Origin of the sequence: Pseudomonas fluvialis, from assembly GCF_002835605.1 — a bacterium.
In the GTDB taxonomy this organism is placed as follows: domain Bacteria; phylum Pseudomonadota; class Gammaproteobacteria; order Pseudomonadales; family Pseudomonadaceae; genus Aquipseudomonas; species Aquipseudomonas fluvialis.
This window is the reverse complement of record NZ_PIYS01000005.1, coordinates 90,738-109,250: the sequence shown is the minus strand read 5'-3', so window position 1 is coordinate 109,250 and position 18,513 is coordinate 90,738. Positions and strand designations below refer to the sequence as shown.

The window sequence follows — 18,513 nt, the reverse complement described above, 5'->3', positions numbered from 1 at the left end:
GGCGCGCTGCGCTGTGCCTGCTCGATGTCAGGTGGTCTGCCTTGACCTGTTGGCTAGCGCGCTCGCCTTGACTGTTCAATAACCCGCTCACCGTCATATAACGAGGTGCCGATGCAGCCCTCCCGTCACCAACGCCTGCGCTTGCGGCGCATCCTGCTGGCGAGCATTGCCTCGCTGCTGCACCTGCTGTTGTGCTGGCTGGCCTATGCCAGCGGGCATATGCGTCTGGATCTGCTGGGCATGCTGGCGCTCAACCTGCTGGTGATAGGCAGCTTTGCCGGTTTCCTGCTATTCACCTGGTTCAACCTCAACCTGCACTTTCGTGACCCCAGCCTGACCCTGCCGCAGATGGCCTGGGCGATCGTGCTGATCTTCATCTCCGCCTACTATGCCGAGGGCCTGCGCAGCCTGTTCCTGATGATGGTTCTGGTGGTGCTGATGTTCGGCGCGTTCCGCCTGCAACTGGGCGGCTTTGTGCGCGTCGGCGTATTTACCCTGCTCTGTTATGCGGTACTGCTCTGGCTGATGCTGCGCAGTGGCCAGACGATCAACTGGCAGGATGAGCTGATGCATGGCCTGGAGTTCTTCGTGCTGCTGTTTGGCGTGAGCCTGCTGGGGCTGGAGATGAGTGGCCTGCGCCAGGTATTGCAGACGCGCAATCATGACCTGCGTCTGGCCATGGAGCGCATCCAGCAGTTGGCGATTACCGATGAGTTGACCGGGCTGTACAACCGCCGCTTCGTCAAGGAACTGGTGGCCCAGCAGAAAGCCCTGGCTGACCGAGGCAACTACCAGTTCGTGCTGTGCCTGGTCGATCTGGATTACTTCAAGGCGGTCAACGACCAATACGGCCATGCCGGTGGCGATGCGGTGCTGCGCCAGCTGGGCGCCCTGCTCAAGAGCCTGGTGCGTGATGTCGACTTTGCCGCACGGATGGGCGGCGAGGAGTTCCTGCTGGTGCTGTCGCGTACCGATACCGCCGGTGCCAGACAGATGTTGCAACGTTTGCGCCTGGCCATGGCGCAGCAGGAGTGGGCGCAGTGCCCGGGCCTGCGTTTGACCCTGTCACTGGGCATGAGTGCTTATCGTCCCGAAGAGGACTGGCAGGATTGCCTGCAGCGTGCCGATGACGCGTTGTACCGCGCCAAGCACGCCGGGCGTGATCAACTGGTCGAGCTGTAGCGGCGTACGCCGGAGTCGCTCAGCGGTGCCTGGGCCGCCACGCTGCCAGGTACGGCAAAGGCTACCAGGTGGTCGGCGGCAACACTGATGCCGACGGTCTGCCCGGGCAGGTGGTCGACATGGCTGGGAAAAATCGCCTCCAGATGGCTGCCGGTGGGCAATTGCAGGCGGTACAGGGTGGCGGCGCCAAGGAAGGTCTTGCCGATGATGCGCGCCTGCAAGGGGCTGTCAGGGGCGTAGACGATATCGTCAGGGCGCAGTAGCACATCCACCGAACTGCCGTTTGGCCACTGGTAGGCGCGGTTGCCGCGGATGACCCCCAGCTCGGTGTGTACGCTGTCCGGGGTAAGCATCTGTCCGCGGATGAAGTAGCCCTGGCCGATGAAGCTGGCGACGAAAGGCGTCAGCGGTTCATGGTAGAGGTTGAACGGGGTATCCCACTGTTCCAGACCGCCCTTGTTGAACACGCCGATATGGTCGCTGACGGCGAAGGCTTCTTCCTGGTCGTGGGTAACCAGAATGGCGCTGGTGCCGCGCAGCTTGAGGATTTCGCGGACCTCCTGGCTGAGGCGCCGGCGCAGCTCGCCATCCAGGTTGGAGAAGGGCTCGTCGAGCAGCAGCAACTGTGGTTCGGGAGCCAGCGCGCGAGCCAGCGCCACGCGTTGCTGCTGACCGCCGGACAGTTCATGCGGGTAGCGCTGGCCGAGCCCGGAGAGCTTGACTAGCTCTAGGAGTTCGGCGCAGATGCGTGCGCAGTCGGGGTGCTGGCGAATACCAAAGGCCACGTTCTGCGCCACACTCAGGTGCGGGAACAGCGCGTAGTCCTGGAACACCATGCCGATGCGGCGCTTTTCCGGGGCCAGGGTAAACCCCTTGCGCGAGATGAGCTGGTCGGCCAGGCGGATTTCCCCGCTGGCCAGCGGCTCGAAACCGGCGATCGCGCGCAATGTGGTGGTCTTGCCGCAGCCGGAGGGGCCGAGCAGACAGCCGATGTCGCCGGCATTCAGATGCAGGTTGAGGTTCTCGACCACCGTCTGACCCGCGTAGGCGCAGGCCATTTGGCTGAGCGACAGGAGCAGCTGGCTCATGCCTGCTGGGCATGCATGACGAGGAACTCGAGCAGTGCCTTCTGCACGTGCATGCGGTTCTCGGCCTGGTCCCAGGCCAGGGAACGTGGGTCATCGAGCAGGTCGTGGCTGATCTCCTCGCCACGATGGGCCGGCAGGCAATGCAGGAAAATTACGTCATGGGCGGCCTGGTCGAGTAGCGCACGGCTTACCTGATAGGGCCGGAACAGTTCGGCACGCTGTTGAGCTTCCTCTTCCTGGCCCATGGAAGCCCAGACATCGGTGCTTACCAGATGGGCGCCGGCTACTGCTTCACGGGGATCGCGAACGATCTGCAGGCGGTCGCCAGCCTGGGCGATGAACTCGGCCTTGGGCTCGAAGCCGGCCGGGCAGGCCACACGAATCTGGAAGTCGAACTGTACGGCGGCCTCCAGGTAGCTGTTGCACATGTTGTTGCCGTCGCCGATCCACGCCACGGTCTTGCCGGCGATGCTGCCGCGCGCCTCCTGGAAGGTCTGCATGTCGGCCATCAACTGGCAGGGGTGCAGGTCATCGGACAGGCCATTGATCACCGGCACGCTGGAATACGCGGCAAACTCGGTCAGGGTGCTGTGGGCGAAGGTGCGGATCATCACCGCATCGAGCATGCGCGACATGACGATGGCGCTGTCGCTCAGCGGTTCGCCACGGCCCAGTTGGGTATCGCGGGGCGAGAGGAAGATCGCCTGGCCGCCCAGTTGGATCATCCCGGCCTCGAAGGACAGGCGGGTACGGGTCGAGGCTTTCTCGAAGATCATCCCGAGGATGCGGCCTTTCAGCGGTTCGTAGAGGACGCCCTGGCGGCGCAGGTCCTTCAGCTCGATAGCGCGGCGTACCAGGCCGTGCAGTTCGGCGGGGGTACAGTCCATCAGGGAGAGAAAGTGCCTGGCACTCATGGCTTACTACCTTTTATTACACCGGGCCGCGGCTTCGCGTTATTGCAGCAACAACAAAGGAGGAAACCGCGGCGAAGGCCGCGCTAGGGCGACGAAACAAGGGAAAGGCCCGGATGGTATAAGGAAATGGCGCATGCAGGCAAATGCCGCCACCGGCCACCATGGGCCTGGCTAATGGCGGCCAATTCAGCGCGAGGCAGTGGCTGGCGCGGCGCGGCAGGCCCGGCCATAGTGAGGCTTGCACCTTTATAACAAGAGAGCGGCCCATGACCACCTCCGTGCATTACCGTGCCTGCCACCTGTGCGAAGCCATTTGTGGCCTGCGTATCGAAGTGACCCGCGACAGCACCGGGCAGCAGGCTATTCAGTCGATCAAGGGCGATGCCGAGGATACGTTCAGCCGTGGGCATATCTGCCCCAAGGCGGTAGCCCTGCAGGATATCCAGAACGACCCTGACCGCTTGCGCCAGCCGATGCGCCGGGTGGGTGAACACTGGCAGCCGATCGGCTGGGACGAGGCCTTTGCCCTGGCCGCCGAGCGCCTGACGGCGATCCAGGCGGCGCATGGCCAGCAGTCCGTGGCGGTCTACCAGGGTAATCCCAGCGTGCATAACTATGGGCTGATGACCCATAGCAACTACTTCCTGGGCCTGCTGAAGACGCGCAATCGTTTCTCGGCGACCTCGGTCGATCAGCTGCCGCATCACCTGGTCAGCCAGCAGATGTATGGGCACGGCATGCTCTTGCCAATCCCGGATATCGATCACACACAGTTCATGTTGATCCTCGGCGGCAACCCGCTGGCCTCCAATGGCAGCCTAATGACGGTGCCGGATGTCGAGCGGCGCCTGCGCGACTTGCAGGCACGCGGCGGGCGTCTGGTGGTGGTTGATCCACGGCGCAGCGAGACCGCCGCGATGGCCAACCAGCACCTGTTCATTCGCCCGGGTGCCGATGCGGCGCTGCTGCTCGGCATGCTGCTGACGCTCTTCGAGGAACGCCTGACGCGCCCCAGCCATTTGCCGCTGCACGGCCTTGAGACCCTGCAGGAGGCGCTGAGCGAACTGCGCGTGGCCCAACTAGCGGAGCGCTGCGGGATTGCCGAAAGCACTCTGCGCCAGCTGGCGCGCGACTTCGCCGCGGCTGAGCGGGCGGTGTGCTACGGCCGCATGGGTGTTTCCACCCAGGCTTTCGGCAGCCTGTGTCAGTGGCTGATCCAGTTGCTCAACCTGCTCACCGGCAACCTCGATCAGGTCGGTGGCGCCCTGTGTACCCAGCCGGCACTCGATCTGGTAGGGATGACCTCGGGCGGGCATTTCAATCGCTGGCAGAGCCGGGTGTCCGGGTTGCCCGAATACGCGGGCGAGCTGCCGGTGGCGGCGTTGGCCGAGGAGATTCTCAGCCCAGGTGACGGCCAGGTGCGGGCGCTGGTTTGCGTGGCCGGCAACCCGGTACTCTCCACGCCCAACGGGCGGCAGCTGCAGAAGGCTCTGCAGGGGCTGGACTTCATGCTGGCGGTGGACCTGTATATCAATGAAACCACCTGCCATGCCGACCTGATCCTGCCGCCCACCGCACCGCTGGAGCATGACCATTACGACACCACCTTCAATGCCCTGGCGGTGCGCAATGTCACGCGCTTCAACGAAGCCGTGCTGGATAAGCCGGCTGGCGCGCTGCACGACTGGGAGATCTTCATTGGCCTGGCCCAGGCGTTTGCCGCGCGTAACGGGTTGACCCTCAAGCCGACCCTGGCCCCCGAGCTGATGATCGACATGGGCCTGCGTAACGGCCCGTATGGCGCCCGCTCGCCCTGGCAGCTCAGCCTGGCCCGTCTGCGCGAACAGCCGCATGGCATCGATCTGGGGGCGTTGCAGGCGAACCTGGCGGCACGCCTGAAAACGCCGCATGGCCAGGTACAGCTGGCGCCGCCCTTGCTGTTGGCCGAGCTGCGGCGTTTTCTGCTTGAGCCGCGTCTGCCCGCGGAACAGTTGCTGCTGATTGGCCGTCGCCATGTGCGCAGCAACAACTCCTGGATGCATAACTACCGGCGTCTGGTGAAGGGTAAGCCCCGTCATCAACTGCACATGCACCCGCAGGACCTGGCCCGTCGTGGCCTGCAGGATGGCCAGCAGGTACGTGTGCGTTCGCGGGTCGGCGCGCTAGAGGTGGAGGTGCAGGCCAGCGAGGCACTGATGCCGGGGGTGGTCAGTCTGCCGCATGGCTGGGGGCACGCGCGGCGTGGTGGGCAGCTGGCGATCGCCGGTGCTCAGCCCGGGGTGAGTGCCAATGACCTGACCGATGAGTGTTTGCGCGACGGGCTATCCGGCAATGCCGCGCTTAACGGTGTACCGGTGGAGGTGGAGGGCTTATGAATCGTCAATCCAGGCGTAGGCTGGCGGGTTTGCTGGGCGTGTGCAGCCTACTGGGTGTACCCGTGCAAGCCGAAGTGCCGGTAACGGTAGAGGCGCAACACTTCGGCTGCATTCGCGAGATGACGCCGGTGCGGCATTTTTATCTGACTAACCTGCTGGGCAACCTGCCCGCTAGCCTGGCGGCGGCGAATGCTCCTGAAGGGGCGATCTATCCGCCCGGCACGCTGATCCAGCTGGTGCCGGGCGAGGCCATGGTCAAGCGTGAGGCCGGTTTCAGCCCGGCGACCGGCGACTGGGAATTCTTCGAACTGGAGGTCAGCGCACAGGGTACGCAGATTCGTGCGCGTGGCTTTGCCGAGGTCAACAACCGCTTCGGCGGCAACTGTTTTGCCTGCCACGCCCCGGCACGCCAACCCTGGGACTTTGTTTGCGAAGATAACCATGGCTGCGAAAGCATCCCGGTGACCCGGCAGATGATTGGTGCGCTACAACGCTCCGACCCTCGCTGTGGCGAAGCGGAGCTGCAGGACGGTGATCGCTGGGCGCTGTTCAAGCTGCAGACGCTGGTCTGGCTGGGCGAAGCCCGCGCCAGCCTGGCCCGCTGGTGGTGAGGTGGCATCAGGCCTTGGGCCGGAACGCCTTGATCACCGCCTCGTTGCACTGCAGGTAGGGGCCGTCCATCAGGTCGATACAGTAGGGCACGGCAGGAAAAACCGCATCCAGGCACTGGCGAATCGCCTTGGGCTTGCCGGGCAGGTTGATGATCAGGCACTGGCCGCGCAGCCCGGCGGTTTGCCGGGAGAGGATGGCGGTGGGCACATACTTCAGTGACTCGCTGCGCATCAGTTCGCCAAAGCCCGGCATCATGCGCTGGCAGACGGCCTCGGTGGCCTCCGGGGTGACGTCGCGTGCGGCCGGACCGGTGCCGCCGGTGGTGACGATCAGGCAGCAGCCGTGCTGGTCGGCCAGTTCGATGAGGGTGCTCTCGATCAGCGGCTGTTCGTCGGGAATTACCCGGTAAACGGCTTCCCAGGCGCTGTCGAGGTAGTCGTTGAGGGTGTCGATGATGCTCTGTCCGGAGAGGTCTTCGTACACCCCGGCACTGGCACGGTCGCTGACGGTGAGTACGCCGATGCGGGCGGCCTGGGTCATGGGTAGGGTTCCTTGTGGGTCGTCGAGAGTCGGGGGATCTTAGCAAAAGCCTGGCTGCTGCAGTCCTGGCGGTGCCTTGCCGGCGATCAGGAATGTCGCCATTAAAGCCCGAGCCTTGCGCTCGGCTTTGCGCTAGAATCGCCGCGATCGTGCCCGGGTCGAGCCGGGAAAGCCAATATGAGGTGCTCCGTGGATATCATCGAAACCATCAAAGACCAGATCGCCAGCAACACCGTCCTGCTCTACATGAAGGGCTCGCCAAACGCCCCGCAGTGCGGGTTTTCCTCGCGTGCCGCACAGGCCGTGATGGGCTGTGGTGAGAAGTTCGCCTATGTGGACATCCTGCAGAACCCGGAGATTCGCGCCAATCTGCCCAAGTACGCCAACTGGCCGACCTTCCCGCAGCTGTGGGTGGCCGGTGAGCTGGTGGGCGGTAGCGATATCATCACCGAGATGTTCGAGAAGGGTGAGCTGCAGACCCTGATCAAGGACGCTGTGGCCAAAGCCGCCGAGTAAGCGTTCCGCCGCGCATGGCAAACCCGCAGCATGCTGCGGGTTTTTTGTTTCAGCGTTGCCAGTCGATCTGGTAATCGTGCAGGTAGGCATCCACGGCAGCGGCCACCGTAGGCTGGAAACGCGTTTCGTCAGCGGGACCCAGTAGGCCGAAACGGCGCAGCTTGTCCTTGACCGGTCCCTTGACCTCGGCAAAGTGCAGCTCGATGCCCGTGTTGTGCAGGTAGTCTTGCAGCTCAGCCAGCATGTCGGCACTGGTGACATCCACGCTGGTGACCGGCTCCGCAGCCACCACCAGGCGCCGTACGGGGGTTGGGGATTCGCCCAGCACCTTGAGTACGCTCTGCTGAAACAGCTCGGCGTTGGCGAAAAACAGCGGGGCATCCCAGCGTAGCAACACCAAGCCGGGGATCAGCCGGGCATTCGGATGGCGGCTGATATCGTGGAAGCCGCGAATACCTTCCACCCTGCCGAGCACCGCATAGTACGGGCGCCAGCCATCCCAGAGAAATTCCAGTACGGCCAGGACGATGGCCAGGCCAATGCCGGGTATCACGCCAAACGCCAGTACCCCGGCGAAGCAGGCCATGGATAGCCAGAACTCCCATTGCTGGATGCGATAGATGCGCTGCAGGTCGCGTATTTCGAACAGGCCGATCACCGCAGCAATGACCACGGCGGCCAGCGCGCTGTGTGGTAACAACGCCAGCAGGTCGGGAGCGGCCAGCAGCAGCGTGGCGACACCCAGTGCGGCGACAACCCCGGCTAGTTGGCTGCGTGCGCCGGCCGCCTCAGCAACCGGTGTGCGCGAGGCGCTGCTACTGACCGGGAAACTCTGGAATAGCCCGCCGAGCAGATTGGCGGCCCCCAGCGCGAGCATTTCCTGATTGGGGTCGACCTGTTGTCGGGTGCGCGCGGCATAGCTGCGCGACAACACGCTGGTATCGGCAAAGGCCACCAGTGCGGTGGTTATGCCGCCGATGACTACGGCCAGCAGGTCAGTATCGCTGAGCCACGGCCAGCTGAAACTGGGCAAGCCGCGGGGCAGGCTGCCAAGGACACCAACACCCTGTTGCTCAAGGTCGAACACGCCCACTGCCAGGGTAGCCAGTGTCACCGCGATAAGGATGCCTGGCACCCGACGATAGCGCTTGAGCGCCAGGATCAGCAGCAGGGTGCCGAGACCGACGGCCAGGTTGTAGGGGTTGAACTGATTGGCGGCTGCGGCACGGGTCAGTTGCAGCAGGTCCTGCAGCGGCCCTTGGCTGTCGATGCTGAAACCGCCCAGCTTGGGTAACTGGCTGATCAGTACGGTCAGCGCGATACCGTTCATGTAGCCATAGCGGATGGGCTTGGAGAGCAGCTCGGTGACGAAACCCAGACGCAGCAGACCGGCCAGTATGCAGGTGGCTCCGGCGACCAGCGCCATCATGCTGGCCAGGCTGACCGCACGCAGTGGATCGCCAGCGGACAACGGTAGCACCACGGCGAGAATCAACGCCGCGAGCGCTGAATCCGGGCCCAGCACGAGAATCCGGCTGGGGCCGAACAGCGCATAGGCCAGCAGCGGCACGATGCTCGCGTACAGCCCATAGATGCCCGGCACACCGGACGCTTCGGCATAAGCGATGCCGACCGGCACCAGCATGCTGGTCAATACCAGTCCGGCCAGCAGATCGTGTCCCAGCCAGGCGCGCGGATAACTACGCAGCAGGGCCAGGCCAGGCAGCCAGCGTGAAGGCGGTTGGGGGGCGCGAGAGGCTTCTGCCACCTGAGTGTCTCGTTCTGGGCTGTATGCAGATCAGCTTGTTGACTGGTCTGCCGTATTCGACAGGCGTAGCGGGGCTGAAGGGTCCGTTCAAGTGGTACTGGGATGGCTCTTCAGGCACGGTCTGGGGGCTGGGGCCGGCTTTCAAAGAAGCGGGAGCCTTTGGGCTCCCGTTTTCATGCACGCTACTTATTCGTCCATTTGTGACTGCAGGTAGTTTTGCAGGCCGACCGCATCAATCAGGCTCAGCTGGGTTTCCAGCCAGTCGATGTGTTCTTCCTCGGATTCGAGAATGTCTTCCAGCAGTTCGCGGCTGCCATAGTCGCCAGCGCTTTCGCAGTAGGCAATGGCGTCACGCAGGTCGGCAATGCCCTTGATTTCCAGCTTGAGGTCGGAGGCGAGCATTTCCTGGGTGTTCTCGCCAATGTGCAGCTTGCCGAGATCCTGCAGGTTGGGCAGGCCTTCGAGGAACAGGATGCGCTTGATCAGCTTGTCGGCATGCTTCATCTCGTCGATGGACTCGTGATACTCATGCTCGCCCAGCTTTTTCAGACCCCAGTCCTCGAACATGCGGGCATGCAGGAAGTACTGGTTGATGGCCACCAGCTCGTTGCCGAGGATCTTGTTCAGGTGCTGGATGACTTTCTTGTCGCCTTTCATGTGCGGCTCCTGGGTGAGGGGGTCACGATCTCAGGAGTCTGGTCGGCGAACGTGCGGCTGTCAAATGCAAGTGCTTGAAATCAAATGCAAATACAGTGCACTTGATAATGACTGGGGGATGGCGGCGGGTCAGGCGTGATGGAAGGGCGCGCTGACGGCCATGGCCTGGGCATTGTGCAGGTCTGCCAGGCTGTCGCGGAAGACCTGCTTGGCCATGCAGGCGCATTTGCCGCACTGGGTGCCGACTTCGGTGGCCTGGCGGACTTCGGCATAGCTACTGCAGCCTTCCATGATGGCTTCACGGATATGGCCGTCGGTTACACCCATACAAAGACAGACGTACATGGCAGAAAACCGTATCTGGTTAAGGTGAAACAGATACTAATGTTAACGAGAATGATTGTCAAAGATTCTGTGGCTGCTGGGCATGCTGCTGAGACATCGAGCGTTCAGGCACAGCGGGCCAGGTAGGCCAGAGGGGAGAATAGGCGAGGGGGCGGCGTGGCGGGTTGGCTTGGATAATCGGTGCTTGTCGCTGAGGTATGCCTTGCGCCAGCAGCTTTGCCAGCGCAAGGCGCTGCCGGTCAGTGCTCGAAGTCGTCCCAGCCGCCGAGTTCCTTCCAGCGGTTGACGATGCCGCAGAACAGTTCGGCGGTCTTTTCCGTGTCATAGCGTGCCGAATGGGCTTCACGGCCGTCGAAGGCAATACCGGCCGCCTGGCAGGCTTTGGCCAGCACAGTCTGTCCGTAGGCCAACCCAGCCAGCGTCGCGGTGTCGAAGCTGGAAAAAGGATGGAAGGGGTTGCGCTTGATTTCGCAGCGCGCCACAGCGGCATTCAGGAAGCCAAGATCGAAGCTGCTGTTGTGGCCCACCAGAATGGCGCGTTTGCAGCCATTGGCTTTGATCGACTTGCGCAGGCCGCGGAAGATTTCGCTGAGCGCATGCTCTTCGCTGACCGCCTGGCGCAGCGGGTGATCCAGTTTGATGCCGGTGAACTCCAGGGCAGCCTGCTCGATATTGGCGCCCTCGAAGGGCTCGATACGGAAGAAGTAGGTGTGCTGCGGATAGAGGAAGCCGCCTTCGTCCATGCCGATGATGGTCGCGGCGATCTCCAGCAGCGCGTCAGTGGCGGCATTGAAACCGCCGGTCTCGACATCGACCACTACCGGCAGGTAACCGCGAAAGCGTGCCGCCATCGGGTGGCGCGGTCCGGGCGGCAGGCTGCCATCCAGTTCGTCGTCGTAATGTTCTTCACTCATACCGATTGCTCCAGCAGGCGCCAGCGCAGTTTTTCCCCGGCGCGCAGCGGGATGACACGCTGCTCACCCAGTGGCAGCTCGGTCGGGGCTACCCAGTCTTCACGGACCAGGGTGATGCGGTCGGTATTGCGCGGCAGGCCATAGAAGTCCGGGCCGTGCAGGCTGGCAAAGCCTTCCAGCTTGTCCAGCGCATGGCGTTGCTCGAAGGCTTCGGCATACAGCTCGATGGCGGCATAGGCGGTGTAGCAGCCGGCGCAGCCGCAGGCCGCTTCCTTGGCGTGCTGGGCGTGTGGCGCCGAATCGGTGCCGAGGAAGAACTTGGCGCTGCCGCTGGTTGCCGCGTCGAGCAGGGCTTCCTGATGCGTGTTGCGCTTGAGGATCGGCAGGCAGTAGAAGTGCGGGCGAATACCGCCAACCAGCATGTGGTTGCGGTTGTACAGCAGGTGATGGGCGGTGATGGTGGCGCCAACCTGGGTTGAGGCGCCCTGCACGAACTGCACGGCATCGCGTGTGGTGATGTGCTCGAAGACTACCTTGAGCGTCGGGAAGCGTTCGACCACGCGGGTCAGGTGTTCGTCGATAAAGGCTTTCTCGCGGTCGAACACGTCGATCTCGGCGCGGGTTACTTCACCGTGAACCAGCAGTGGCATGCCGACTTCGGCCATGGCTTCCAGTGTCGGGAAGATGGTGTCGATGCGGGTTACCCCCGAGTCGGAGTTTGTGGTGGCGCCGGCCGGGTAGAGTTTGGCTGCGTGAACGAAACCGCTGGCCTTGGCCGCGCGCACATCCTCGGGACTGGTATGGTCGGTGAGGTAGAGAACCATCAGCGGTTCGAACGAACTGCCTGCCGGGCGGGCCGCGAGGATGCGCTGGCGATAGGCGTCAGCCTGGACGGCATTACGTACCGGAGGGACCAGGTTGGGCATGATGATGGCGCGGGCGAAGCTGCGTGCGGCATCGCGGACGGTGTGCTGGAGCACGGCTCCATCACGCAGGTGGATGTGCCAGTCGTCGGGGCGCAGCAGGGTAATGCGGTCGGACATGCAGGATTCCAGGCGGGTCGAACGATGGCCGCATGCTACCGGAAAAGGGCTTTTGCGGCACGGCCTTCAAGTTTTTCCCCGGCTGACCGATAGCGCGGATGTATGCCGTGTCTTTCTGGAGTCTGTCGTGCTCAAGCCGCTGCCATCGCTGCTGCTCTCGCTGTCTGCCGTGCTGCTTTGCCAGCAGGCACAGGCATTGACGTTCCAGACTCGCCTGGAGCGTATCGAATGGCAGGTCGAGGGTGATCAGTTCGAGTGCCGTCTGAGTCAGCCGATTCATCAGTTCGGCACGGGTGAGTTCGTGCGTCGCGCAGGTGAGCAGGCGACCTTTCGTCTGCGCAGTCAGGAGCGCTGGTTTGCCCCGGGAGGCGCCACCCTGCTGGCCGCGGCCGCACCCTGGCAGGCACAGCGCGGTGACTTGAACCTGGGGACGTTGCAGGCCGGGGTCGGCGATGTGCCGGTCACGAGCAGTCAGGAACAGGCCGGGCGTCTGCTGGCTGGCTTGCTGCAGGGGCGCAGCCCGCTGGTACGCCACCGCACCCTGCACGGTGCTCAACCCCTTGAAGTGCGTCTGCTACCGGCACGTTTCGCTGAGGCTTATGCGCGCTACCAGGCCTGTACGGCCAAGCTGTTGCCGGTCAACTTCGACCAGTTGCGCAATACCCAGGTCGGCTTTCCCGGCGGCGGTATCGAGTTGGATGACCGGGCCAGGGGTGTGCTCGATGTGATTCTCGACTATATGCAGGCCGATCCCAGCGTGTTGCGCATCGAGTTGGACGGGCATTCCGACAACAGCGGCAATCGCCTGCTCAATCGCGACCTGTCGCGGCGTCGGGCCATGGCGGTGTTCGATTACTTCAAGTCCAAGGGCATTGCCGAAGAGCGTATGACCCTGCGCTTTCATGGCGAGCGTTATCCCCTGGTGCGCAATGACAGTGCCGGCAACCGGGCGAAAAACCGCCGGGTGACGGTCACCTTGTCGCGTGAGCCGTTGTTGAGCGCCGAGGCCCCCTGAACGTCGCTTGCCTGCCCGGTCGTGTCGCGCCCCTGTAAATCCCCCGGCAAGGCCAGTAGAATCCACGGTTTTCGTACAACCCCGTGGAGTGGATGGCATGGCGGACGTAAAGAAGGTAGTTCTGGCCTATTCCGGTGGCCTGGACACCTCGGTGATCCTCAAGTGGCTGCAAGACACCTATAACTGCGAAGTGGTGACCTTCACCGCCGACCTCGGCCAGGGCGAGGAGGTCGAGCCGGCCCGCGCCAAGGCCCAGGCCATGGGCGTCAAGGAAATCTACATCGACGACCTGCGCGAAGAGTTCGTGCGTGACTTCGTCTTCCCGATGTTCCGCGCCAACACCATCTACGAAGGTGAGTACCTGCTGGGTACTTCCATCGCCCGTCCGCTGATCGCCAAGCGCCTGATCGAAATCGCCAACGAGACCGGCGCCGACGCCATCTCGCACGGCGCCACCGGCAAGGGCAACGACCAGGTGCGCTTCGAGCTGGGCGCCTATGCGCTCAAGCCGGGCGTCAAGGTCATCGCCCCCTGGCGCGAGTGGGACCTGCTGTCGCGCGAGAAGCTGATGGACTACGCTGCCAAGCACAAGATCCCGGTGGATTTCGCCAAGGCCGGCAAGAAGTCGCCCTATTCCATGGACGCCAACCTGCTGCATATCTCTTACGAGGGCGGCGTGCTGGAAGACACCTGGACCGAGCACGAAGAAGACATGTGGCGCTGGACCAAGTCGCCGGAAGCCGCGCCGAACACCCCGACCTACATCGAGCTGACCTACCGCAACGGTGACATCGTCGCCATCGACGGCCAGGCCATGACCCCGGCGCAGGTCCTCACCGAGCTGAACCGCATCGGTGGCGAGAACGGCATCGGCCGCCTGGACATCGTCGAGAACCGCTACGTCGGCATGAAGTCGCGCGGCTGCTACGAGACCCCCGGCGGCACCATCATGCTGCGTGCCCACCGGGCCATCGAGTCGATCACCCTCGACCGTGAAGTGGCGCACCTGAAAGACGAGCTGATGCCCAAGTACGCCAGCCTGATCTACAACGGCTACTGGTGGAGCCCGGAGCGTCTGATGCTGCAGCAGATGATCGACGCCTCGCAGGCCAACGTGAACGGCGTGGTGCGCCTGAAGCTGTACAAGGGCAACGTCATCGTCACCGGGCGCAAGTCCGACGACTCGCTGTTCGACGCCAACATCGCGACCTTCGAGGAAGATGGCGGTGCCTACAACCAGGCCGACGCGGCTGGTTTCATCAAGCTGAACGCGCTGCGCATGCGCATCGCTGCCGGCAAGGGTCGCAGCCCGCTCAACTAAGCGGACTGCTCAGCCACAAAAAACCCCTGCCAGGTAACTGGCAGGGGTTTTTTGTGGGCGTTTTCCTTCAGAAATCGTAGTCGTAATCGGCCAGGTCTTTCTGCAGGCGTCGCTCTTCCAGCAGGTTGTCGATGATGCGACGCTTGGTCAGGTTGGTCTTGGCCACTTCGACCGGCGCATCATCCGTGTCATCGCTGTCATCTGCGACAAGGTCGTCTTCAAGCTCGATTTCTTCTTTGGCACTCATGCTTGACTCCGGGAGGCAGGGGGCAGGTTTCGCGCACCTTATAGCGGCAAACCCGGAGCGGGTAAAAAAGATTTTTTCAATCAGTAGCTTGGCTAAACATGATGATGCTCAATCGTCACTGGTCTTGCCCTTGAATTCGCACAGGTCTTCGATACGACAACTGCCGCAGCGAGGCTTGCGTGCCTGGCATACATAGCGACCATGCAGGATCAGCCAGTGGTGGGCGTCCAGCAGGTAATCCTTGGGAACGAACTTGAGGAGTTTTTTCTCGACCTCCAGCACATTCTTGCCGGGGGCGATGCCGGTGCGGTTGCTGACCCGGAAGATATGCGTGTCCACGGCCATGGCTGGCTGGCGGAAGGCGGTGTTGAGTACCACGTTGGCGGTCTTGCGGCCGACGCCGGGTAGCGCTTCCAGCTCTTCACGGGTTTGTGGCACCTCGCCGCCATGCCGCTCGACCAGCAGCCGGCAGGTCTCGAGGACATTGCGTGCCTTGGTTGGATACAGGCCGATGGTCTTGATGTGCTCGCACAGCCCCTCGTAGCCCAGCGCGTACATGGCCTGCGGCGTACGGGCCAGCGGAAACAGGCGCGCAGTGGCTTTGTTCACGCCCACGTCGGTGGCCTGTGCGGAGAGAATCACCGCAATCAGCAGCTCGAAAGGTGAGCTGTAGTTGAGCTCGGTCTTCGGCTCGGGATTGTCTTCATGCAGGCGGCGGAAGATTTCCAGGCGCTTGGCGGCATTCATGGGTGAGCTACAAGCCTTCAGTTAATGCGTCATGTCGAGCGCTAGTGTGGTAACAGGAGCGCAGGGCGGCAGCCGGTTGGCGCTCACTCGATGACTCCGGTGACGCGTACGCGCCGACTGACGGCTGGCGCAGCGACCTGGCGCGCCTTGGCCCGCTCGCTCAGGATCTCGTCACTACGGTTTTTCAGGGCAATCAGCAGTCCCATGACGATGAAGGCGCCCGGCGGCAGGATAGCCAGCAGGAAGCCGGGATAATTGCTGGGCAGGCTGAATGTCCAGTCGCTGGCCATGGGGCCGAACAGCAAATGCATGTTGGCGAACAGCGTGCCGCTGCCGAGCAGTTCGCGCAGTGCGCCGAGCAGAACCAGTACCAGGCCAAAGCCCAGTGACATCATCAGGCCGTCAAAGGCGGCACGTGCAGGATCATGCTTGGCGGCAAAACCATCGGCTCGGCCGAGAATCACGCAGTTGGTGGTGATCAGCGGGATGAAAATGCCCAGTATCTGGTACAGCTCGTAGGTGAAAGCCTGCATCAGCAGTTCGATACAGGTGGTCAGCGCGGCGATGATCATCACGAACACCGGCAGGCGCACGGCACTTTTGACCACACCGCGGGCCAGCGACACGGCGAGGTTGGAGCAGGTCAGTACCACGCAGGTTGCCAGCGCCAGCCCCAGTGCGTTGACTGCCGAGTTACTCACGCCGAGCAGGGGGCACAGACCGAGCAGTTGGACCAGCGCCGGGTTGTTGTGCCACAGGCCGTTGCTGGCAATGTCGCGATAGCTGGGTTTAGCCACGGGAAGCCTCCTCGGTAGCGAGCAGTTCGTTGCGGTGCGCGTCGAAGTAACGCAGGGCCTGGTGCACGGCCTTGACCACGGCGCGGGGGGTGATGGTGGCGCCGGCAAACTGGTCGAACTGGCCGCCGTCTTTCTTCACGGCCCAGCCGCTGCTCTGCGGGTCCTGTAGAGATTTGCCAGTGAAACCAAGGATCCAGGGGTGCTTGAGGTGCTCGATCTTGTCGCCCAGGCCGGGGGTCTCGCGGTGCTGCAAGGTGCGGACGCCGGCCAATCGGCCGTCGGCCTGGATGGCTACGAGCAGCTGAATGGCACCGCTGTAGCCGTCCGTCGCGGTAGTGCGCAGGATCACGGCGCTGGTCTGGCCCGCGCGCACGGCGCGATAGGCAGGCTGGGCGAGTTTGCTGCCGAGCAGTGGGTCGGTTAGCTGTAGTGGGCTATCGAGCAACAGCTGGTCGTAGCTACCTGTCGGTAGTATTTCCTCCAGGGCGCGTTGTTGCATGGCGCGTTCCGCAGCGACGATACGCTCGGCTGTGCCCTGCCGCAGCAGGCTGACACTGCCTACGGTGATTACCGCGAACACCCCCAACAGCAGGCTGTTCTTCAGCATGGAGCGGGAAACTTCCGGGAGCATGGGTTTATTCCCCGAGCTTGAAGCCGCGCTCGGCCTGGCGATGGCCGTAGGTGCGCGGACGGGTGTAGTAGTCGATGGTCGGTGCTGCCAGGTTCATCAGCAGAACGGCAAAGGCCATGGCGTCGGGGTAACCGCCCCAGGCCCGGATGACGTACAGGATAATGCCGACGCCCATGCCGAACACCAGGCGGCCACGCGGGCTGGTGGCACCGGAAACGGGGTCGGTGATGATGAAGAATGCGCCGAGCATGGTGGCACCACTGAGCAGGTGCAGCAGGGGCGAACCGTGCGAGGCCGACCCACTGCCATTCCAGAACAGCAGGCTCATTACCAGCAGAGCCAGCAGCATGCCCAGCGGGGCGTGCCAGCTGATGACCTTCTTGTAGAGCAGGAACAGGCCGCCGAGCAGGAAAGCCAGGTTGACCCATTCGCTGCCGGCACCGCCCAGCAGGCCGAAGGCAGCATGGCTGTCATAGAGTTCTTGCAGGGTCAGGCTGTGGTTGAGCTTGAGGGTGTCGAGCACGGTGGCCTGCACCCAGCCATCGGCGAGCGGGGCCAGGCCAAAGATGAGTTGCAGACCTTCGCCGGGGCTGACCTGAGCGATGCCGGGCCAACGGGTCATTTCCAACGGAAAGGAAATCAGCACCACCACATAGCCGAGCATGGCCGGGTTGAAGGGATTCTGCCCGAGGCCGCCATACAGGTGCTTGCCCAGCAGCAGGGCGCTGGCGCTGGCAATGACGGTCAACCACCAGGGGGCGTAGGGAGGCAGTGCCAGGGCCAGCAGCACGGCGCTCAATAGCGCGCTGCGGTCATTGAGGAAAAAAACCAGCGGGCGTTGGCGAATCTTCAGCACCAGCGCTTCGACCAGCAGCGCGGTGGCGCTGGCCAGTAGCAGGTTGACCAGGTTGCCGATGCCGTACAGCCAGGTGAGCACGCCGAGTCCCGGCAGGGTAGCCAGGATGACTAGGGTCATCAGCCGCTGGGTACGGTTGCTGCCTTTGGCATGGGGCGAGGTGATGCGGGGCAGGGCCATGGATGCTCCGGTTGGCTAAGGTGTCCGGTGCCTGGCGGCACCGGGCAGGTTAGTGCTGTGGCAGTTCGGCAAGGCGTTGCTCGGCACTGGCCAGGCGTTGGCGGGCCTGTGCCAGGGCATCTTCGCTGCTGGCCGGGTCTCGTTCCAGTTTGCGCAGGTCGGCACGGGCGAAGGCCAGCTCGGTCTTGCAGGCTTTGTAGGCGTCATCCACTCCGCTGGGCATCACGCGTTGGCGCGCGGTGGGCTCGCCACGTTGGGCTTCCACGTCGTGCAGAGCCTGTTCGGCAGCGTTCAGCGCATCCTGCAGGCTGTCCAGTTGTGCCTGGTCGGCACCGGCTTTCTGCGCTTTCTTGAGTTCGGCACGCTTCATCGCCAGCTCGATCTTGGCCTTTTTCAGGACGTCGTCCTGGGCGGCGGATGTGGTTGCGGGCGGTATGCTGGCCTGGGCGGCTTGCAGGGCCTGCTCGGCGCTGGCCAGTTGCTGTTGCAGCTGGGCGATTTCGGCCTGCTGCTCGCTGCTGGGGCTGTCGAGTTTTTCCAGCTTGCGCAGCTGGGCCTTGAGCATGGCGGCTTCGATCTTGGCTTTTTTCAGCGCCTCGTCCTGGCCGGCGGGAGCTGCGGCTGGCGGTGTGCTGGGCGTGCTGGCCTGGGCGGCCTGCAGGGCCTGTTCGGCGCTGGCCAGTTGCTGTTGCAGCTGGACGGTTTCGGCCTGTTGCTCGCTGCTGGGGTTGTCGAGTTTTTCCAGCTTGCGCAGCTGGGCCTTGA

The 18,513-nt window shown here is 63.4% G+C and carries 19 protein-coding genes and 1 pseudogene; 6 read left to right on the top strand and 14 right to left on the bottom strand.

Going from position 1 to position 18,513, the window contains the following annotated elements; all coding sequences use genetic code 11:
• The first annotated feature begins 111 nt into the window (after nucleotides 1-111).
• Nucleotides 112-1,182 (top strand): GGDEF domain-containing protein, encoded by a 1,071-nt coding sequence (locus CW360_RS04410; protein WP_101192867.1) that lies wholly within the window; start codon nucleotides 112-114, stop codon nucleotides 1,180-1,182.
• Here the strand turns inward: CW360_RS04410 and CW360_RS04405 are convergent.
• Together CW360_RS04405 and argF are read right to left on the bottom strand one after the other, a co-directional pair.
• Complete coding sequence (locus tag CW360_RS04405) at nucleotides 1,164-2,270, bottom strand: ABC transporter ATP-binding protein (RefSeq protein WP_101192866.1); 1,107 nt, start codon at nucleotides 2,268-2,270, stop codon at nucleotides 1,164-1,166. The two genes, CW360_RS04410 and CW360_RS04405, sit on opposite strands and share 19 nt — an antisense overlap.
• Nucleotides 2,267-3,184 (bottom strand): ornithine carbamoyltransferase, encoded by a 918-nt coding sequence (gene argF, locus CW360_RS04400; RefSeq protein ID WP_101192865.1) that lies wholly within the window; start codon nucleotides 3,182-3,184, stop codon nucleotides 2,267-2,269. The genes CW360_RS04405 and argF overlap by 4 nt, the downstream gene beginning before the upstream one ends.
• A gap of 266 nt (nucleotides 3,185-3,450) precedes the next feature.
• Between argF and CW360_RS04395 the strand changes: the two genes are divergently transcribed.
• Complete coding sequence (locus CW360_RS04395; protein ID WP_101192864.1) at nucleotides 3,451-5,559, top strand: molybdopterin oxidoreductase family protein; 2,109 nt, start codon at nucleotides 3,451-3,453, stop codon at nucleotides 5,557-5,559.
• On the top strand, nucleotides 5,556-6,170 hold the full coding sequence (locus CW360_RS04390) for a hypothetical protein (protein ID WP_101192863.1): 615 nt from the start codon (nucleotides 5,556-5,558) through the stop codon (nucleotides 6,168-6,170). The genes CW360_RS04395 and CW360_RS04390 overlap by 4 nt, the downstream gene beginning before the upstream one ends.
• A gap of 7 nt (nucleotides 6,171-6,177) precedes the next feature.
• Here CW360_RS04390 and mog read toward each other — a convergent pair whose 3' ends face one another.
• Nucleotides 6,178-6,711, bottom strand: a complete 534-nt coding sequence (gene mog, locus CW360_RS04385; protein WP_093984991.1) for a molybdopterin adenylyltransferase — start codon at nucleotides 6,709-6,711, stop codon at nucleotides 6,178-6,180.
• A 189-nt stretch (nucleotides 6,712-6,900) separates the two neighbouring features.
• On the opposite strand from mog, the gene grxD reads away from it, so the two are divergent.
• Nucleotides 6,901-7,227 carry a Grx4 family monothiol glutaredoxin gene (gene grxD / locus CW360_RS04380; RefSeq protein ID WP_093984990.1) on the top strand — a complete coding sequence of 109 codons (327 nt, stop codon included), beginning with the start codon at nucleotides 6,901-6,903 and terminating at the stop codon, nucleotides 7,225-7,227.
• A 49-nt stretch (nucleotides 7,228-7,276) separates the two neighbouring features.
• Here the strand turns inward: grxD and CW360_RS04375 are convergent, their stop codons facing one another.
• The 5 genes from CW360_RS04375 to pyrC all read right to left on the bottom strand — a co-directional run bounded on the left by CW360_RS04375 (nucleotide 7,277) and on the right by pyrC (nucleotide 11,954).
• Entirely contained in the window at nucleotides 7,277-8,995 is a 1,719-nt protein-coding gene (locus CW360_RS04375; RefSeq protein WP_101192862.1) for a SulP family inorganic anion transporter, read from the bottom strand.
• 186 nt (nucleotides 8,996-9,181) lie between these two features.
• Nucleotides 9,182-9,652, bottom strand: coding sequence for a bacterioferritin (gene bfr / locus CW360_RS04370; RefSeq protein WP_093984988.1), 471 nt, complete (start codon nucleotides 9,650-9,652; stop codon nucleotides 9,182-9,184).
• A 129-nt stretch (nucleotides 9,653-9,781) separates the two neighbouring features.
• Complete coding sequence (locus CW360_RS04365) at nucleotides 9,782-9,997, bottom strand: bacterioferritin-associated ferredoxin (RefSeq protein ID WP_093984987.1); 216 nt, start codon at nucleotides 9,995-9,997, stop codon at nucleotides 9,782-9,784.
• 239 nt (nucleotides 9,998-10,236) lie between these two features.
• The gene (gene rnt, locus CW360_RS04360) at nucleotides 10,237-10,911 is read right to left on the bottom strand and encodes a ribonuclease T (RefSeq protein WP_101192861.1); all 675 of its coding nucleotides are present in this window, start codon (nucleotides 10,909-10,911) and stop codon (nucleotides 10,237-10,239) included.
• Nucleotides 10,908-11,954 carry a dihydroorotase gene (pyrC, locus tag CW360_RS04355; protein ID WP_101192860.1) on the bottom strand — a complete coding sequence of 349 codons (1,047 nt, stop codon included), beginning with the start codon at nucleotides 11,952-11,954 and terminating at the stop codon, nucleotides 10,908-10,910. Before pyrC ends, rnt begins: the two co-directional genes overlap by 4 nt.
• 127 nt (nucleotides 11,955-12,081) lie before the next feature.
• On the opposite strand from pyrC, the gene CW360_RS04350 reads away from it, so the two are divergent.
• Nucleotides 12,082-12,969: a flagellar protein MotY gene (locus tag CW360_RS04350; RefSeq protein ID WP_392529220.1), complete on the top strand. Its 888-nt coding sequence runs from the start codon at nucleotides 12,082-12,084 to the stop codon at nucleotides 12,967-12,969.
• Nucleotides 12,970-13,066: 97 nt separating this feature from the next.
• The gene (locus CW360_RS04345) at nucleotides 13,067-14,290 is read left to right on the top strand and encodes an argininosuccinate synthase (protein ID WP_093984983.1); all 1,224 of its coding nucleotides are present in this window, start codon (nucleotides 13,067-13,069) and stop codon (nucleotides 14,288-14,290) included.
• Nucleotides 14,291-14,357: 67 nt separating this feature from the next.
• On the opposite strand, the gene CW360_RS04340 is transcribed toward CW360_RS04345, so the two are convergent.
• The 6 genes and pseudogenes from CW360_RS04340 to CW360_RS17030 all read right to left on the bottom strand — a co-directional run.
• The gene (locus CW360_RS04340; RefSeq protein WP_093984982.1) at nucleotides 14,358-14,537 is read right to left on the bottom strand and encodes a PA3496 family putative envelope integrity protein; all 180 of its coding nucleotides are present in this window, start codon (nucleotides 14,535-14,537) and stop codon (nucleotides 14,358-14,360) included.
• A gap of 108 nt (nucleotides 14,538-14,645) precedes the next feature.
• Nucleotides 14,646-15,284, bottom strand: coding sequence for an endonuclease III (gene nth / locus CW360_RS04335; RefSeq protein WP_093984981.1), 639 nt, complete (start codon nucleotides 15,282-15,284; stop codon nucleotides 14,646-14,648).
• A gap of 83 nt (nucleotides 15,285-15,367) precedes the next feature.
• Nucleotides 15,368-16,081 (bottom strand): electron transport complex subunit E, encoded by a 714-nt coding sequence (locus CW360_RS04330; protein WP_093984980.1) that lies wholly within the window; start codon nucleotides 16,079-16,081, stop codon nucleotides 15,368-15,370.
• On the bottom strand, nucleotides 16,074-16,712 hold the full coding sequence (gene rsxG, locus CW360_RS04325; protein ID WP_170307356.1) for an electron transport complex subunit RsxG: 639 nt from the start codon (nucleotides 16,710-16,712) through the stop codon (nucleotides 16,074-16,076). Before rsxG ends, CW360_RS04330 begins: the two co-directional genes overlap by 8 nt.
• A 4-nt stretch (nucleotides 16,713-16,716) precedes the next feature.
• Entirely contained in the window at nucleotides 16,717-17,748 is a 1,032-nt protein-coding gene (locus CW360_RS04320; RefSeq protein ID WP_093984978.1) for an RnfABCDGE type electron transport complex subunit D, read from the bottom strand.
• A gap of 49 nt (nucleotides 17,749-17,797) precedes the next feature.
• A pseudogene (locus CW360_RS17030) lies at nucleotides 17,798-18,513 on the bottom strand (electron transport complex subunit RsxC); the annotation flags it as partial.

Excerpts from the sequence above, each read along its gene's own strand:
- CW360_RS04340 (WP_093984982.1), bottom strand. The coding sequence starts at position 14,537 with ATGAGTGCCAAAGAAGAAATCGAGCTTGAAGACGACCTTGTCGCAGAT.
- CW360_RS04345 (WP_093984983.1), top strand. The coding sequence starts at position 13,067 with ATGGCGGACGTAAAGAAGGTAGTTCTGGCCTATTCCGGTGGCCTGGAC.
- mog (WP_093984991.1), bottom strand. The coding sequence starts at position 6,711 with ATGACCCAGGCCGCCCGCATCGGCGTACTCACCGTCAGCGACCGTGCC.
- nth (WP_093984981.1), bottom strand. The coding sequence starts at position 15,284 with ATGAATGCCGCCAAGCGCCTGGAAATCTTCCGCCGCCTGCATGAAGAC.
- rsxG (WP_170307356.1), bottom strand. The coding sequence starts at position 16,712 with ATGCTCCCGGAAGTTTCCCGCTCCATGCTGAAGAACAGCCTGCTGTTG.
- argF (WP_101192865.1), bottom strand. The coding sequence starts at position 3,184 with ATGAGTGCCAGGCACTTTCTCTCCCTGATGGACTGTACCCCCGCCGAA.
- pyrC (WP_101192860.1), bottom strand. The coding sequence starts at position 11,954 with ATGTCCGACCGCATTACCCTGCTGCGCCCCGACGACTGGCACATCCAC.
- CW360_RS04410 (WP_101192867.1), top strand. The coding sequence starts at position 112 with ATGCAGCCCTCCCGTCACCAACGCCTGCGCTTGCGGCGCATCCTGCTG.
- rnt (WP_101192861.1), bottom strand. The coding sequence starts at position 10,911 with ATGAGTGAAGAACATTACGACGACGAACTGGATGGCAGCCTGCCGCCC.
- CW360_RS04395 (WP_101192864.1), top strand. The coding sequence starts at position 3,451 with ATGACCACCTCCGTGCATTACCGTGCCTGCCACCTGTGCGAAGCCATT.
- bfr (WP_093984988.1), bottom strand. The coding sequence starts at position 9,652 with ATGAAAGGCGACAAGAAAGTCATCCAGCACCTGAACAAGATCCTCGGC.
- CW360_RS04390 (WP_101192863.1), top strand. The coding sequence starts at position 5,556 with ATGAATCGTCAATCCAGGCGTAGGCTGGCGGGTTTGCTGGGCGTGTGC.
- CW360_RS04320 (WP_093984978.1), bottom strand. The coding sequence starts at position 17,748 with ATGGCCCTGCCCCGCATCACCTCGCCCCATGCCAAAGGCAGCAACCGT.
- CW360_RS04405 (WP_101192866.1), bottom strand. The coding sequence starts at position 2,270 with ATGAGCCAGCTGCTCCTGTCGCTCAGCCAAATGGCCTGCGCCTACGCG.
- CW360_RS04365 (WP_093984987.1), bottom strand. The coding sequence starts at position 9,997 with ATGTACGTCTGTCTTTGTATGGGTGTAACCGACGGCCATATCCGTGAA.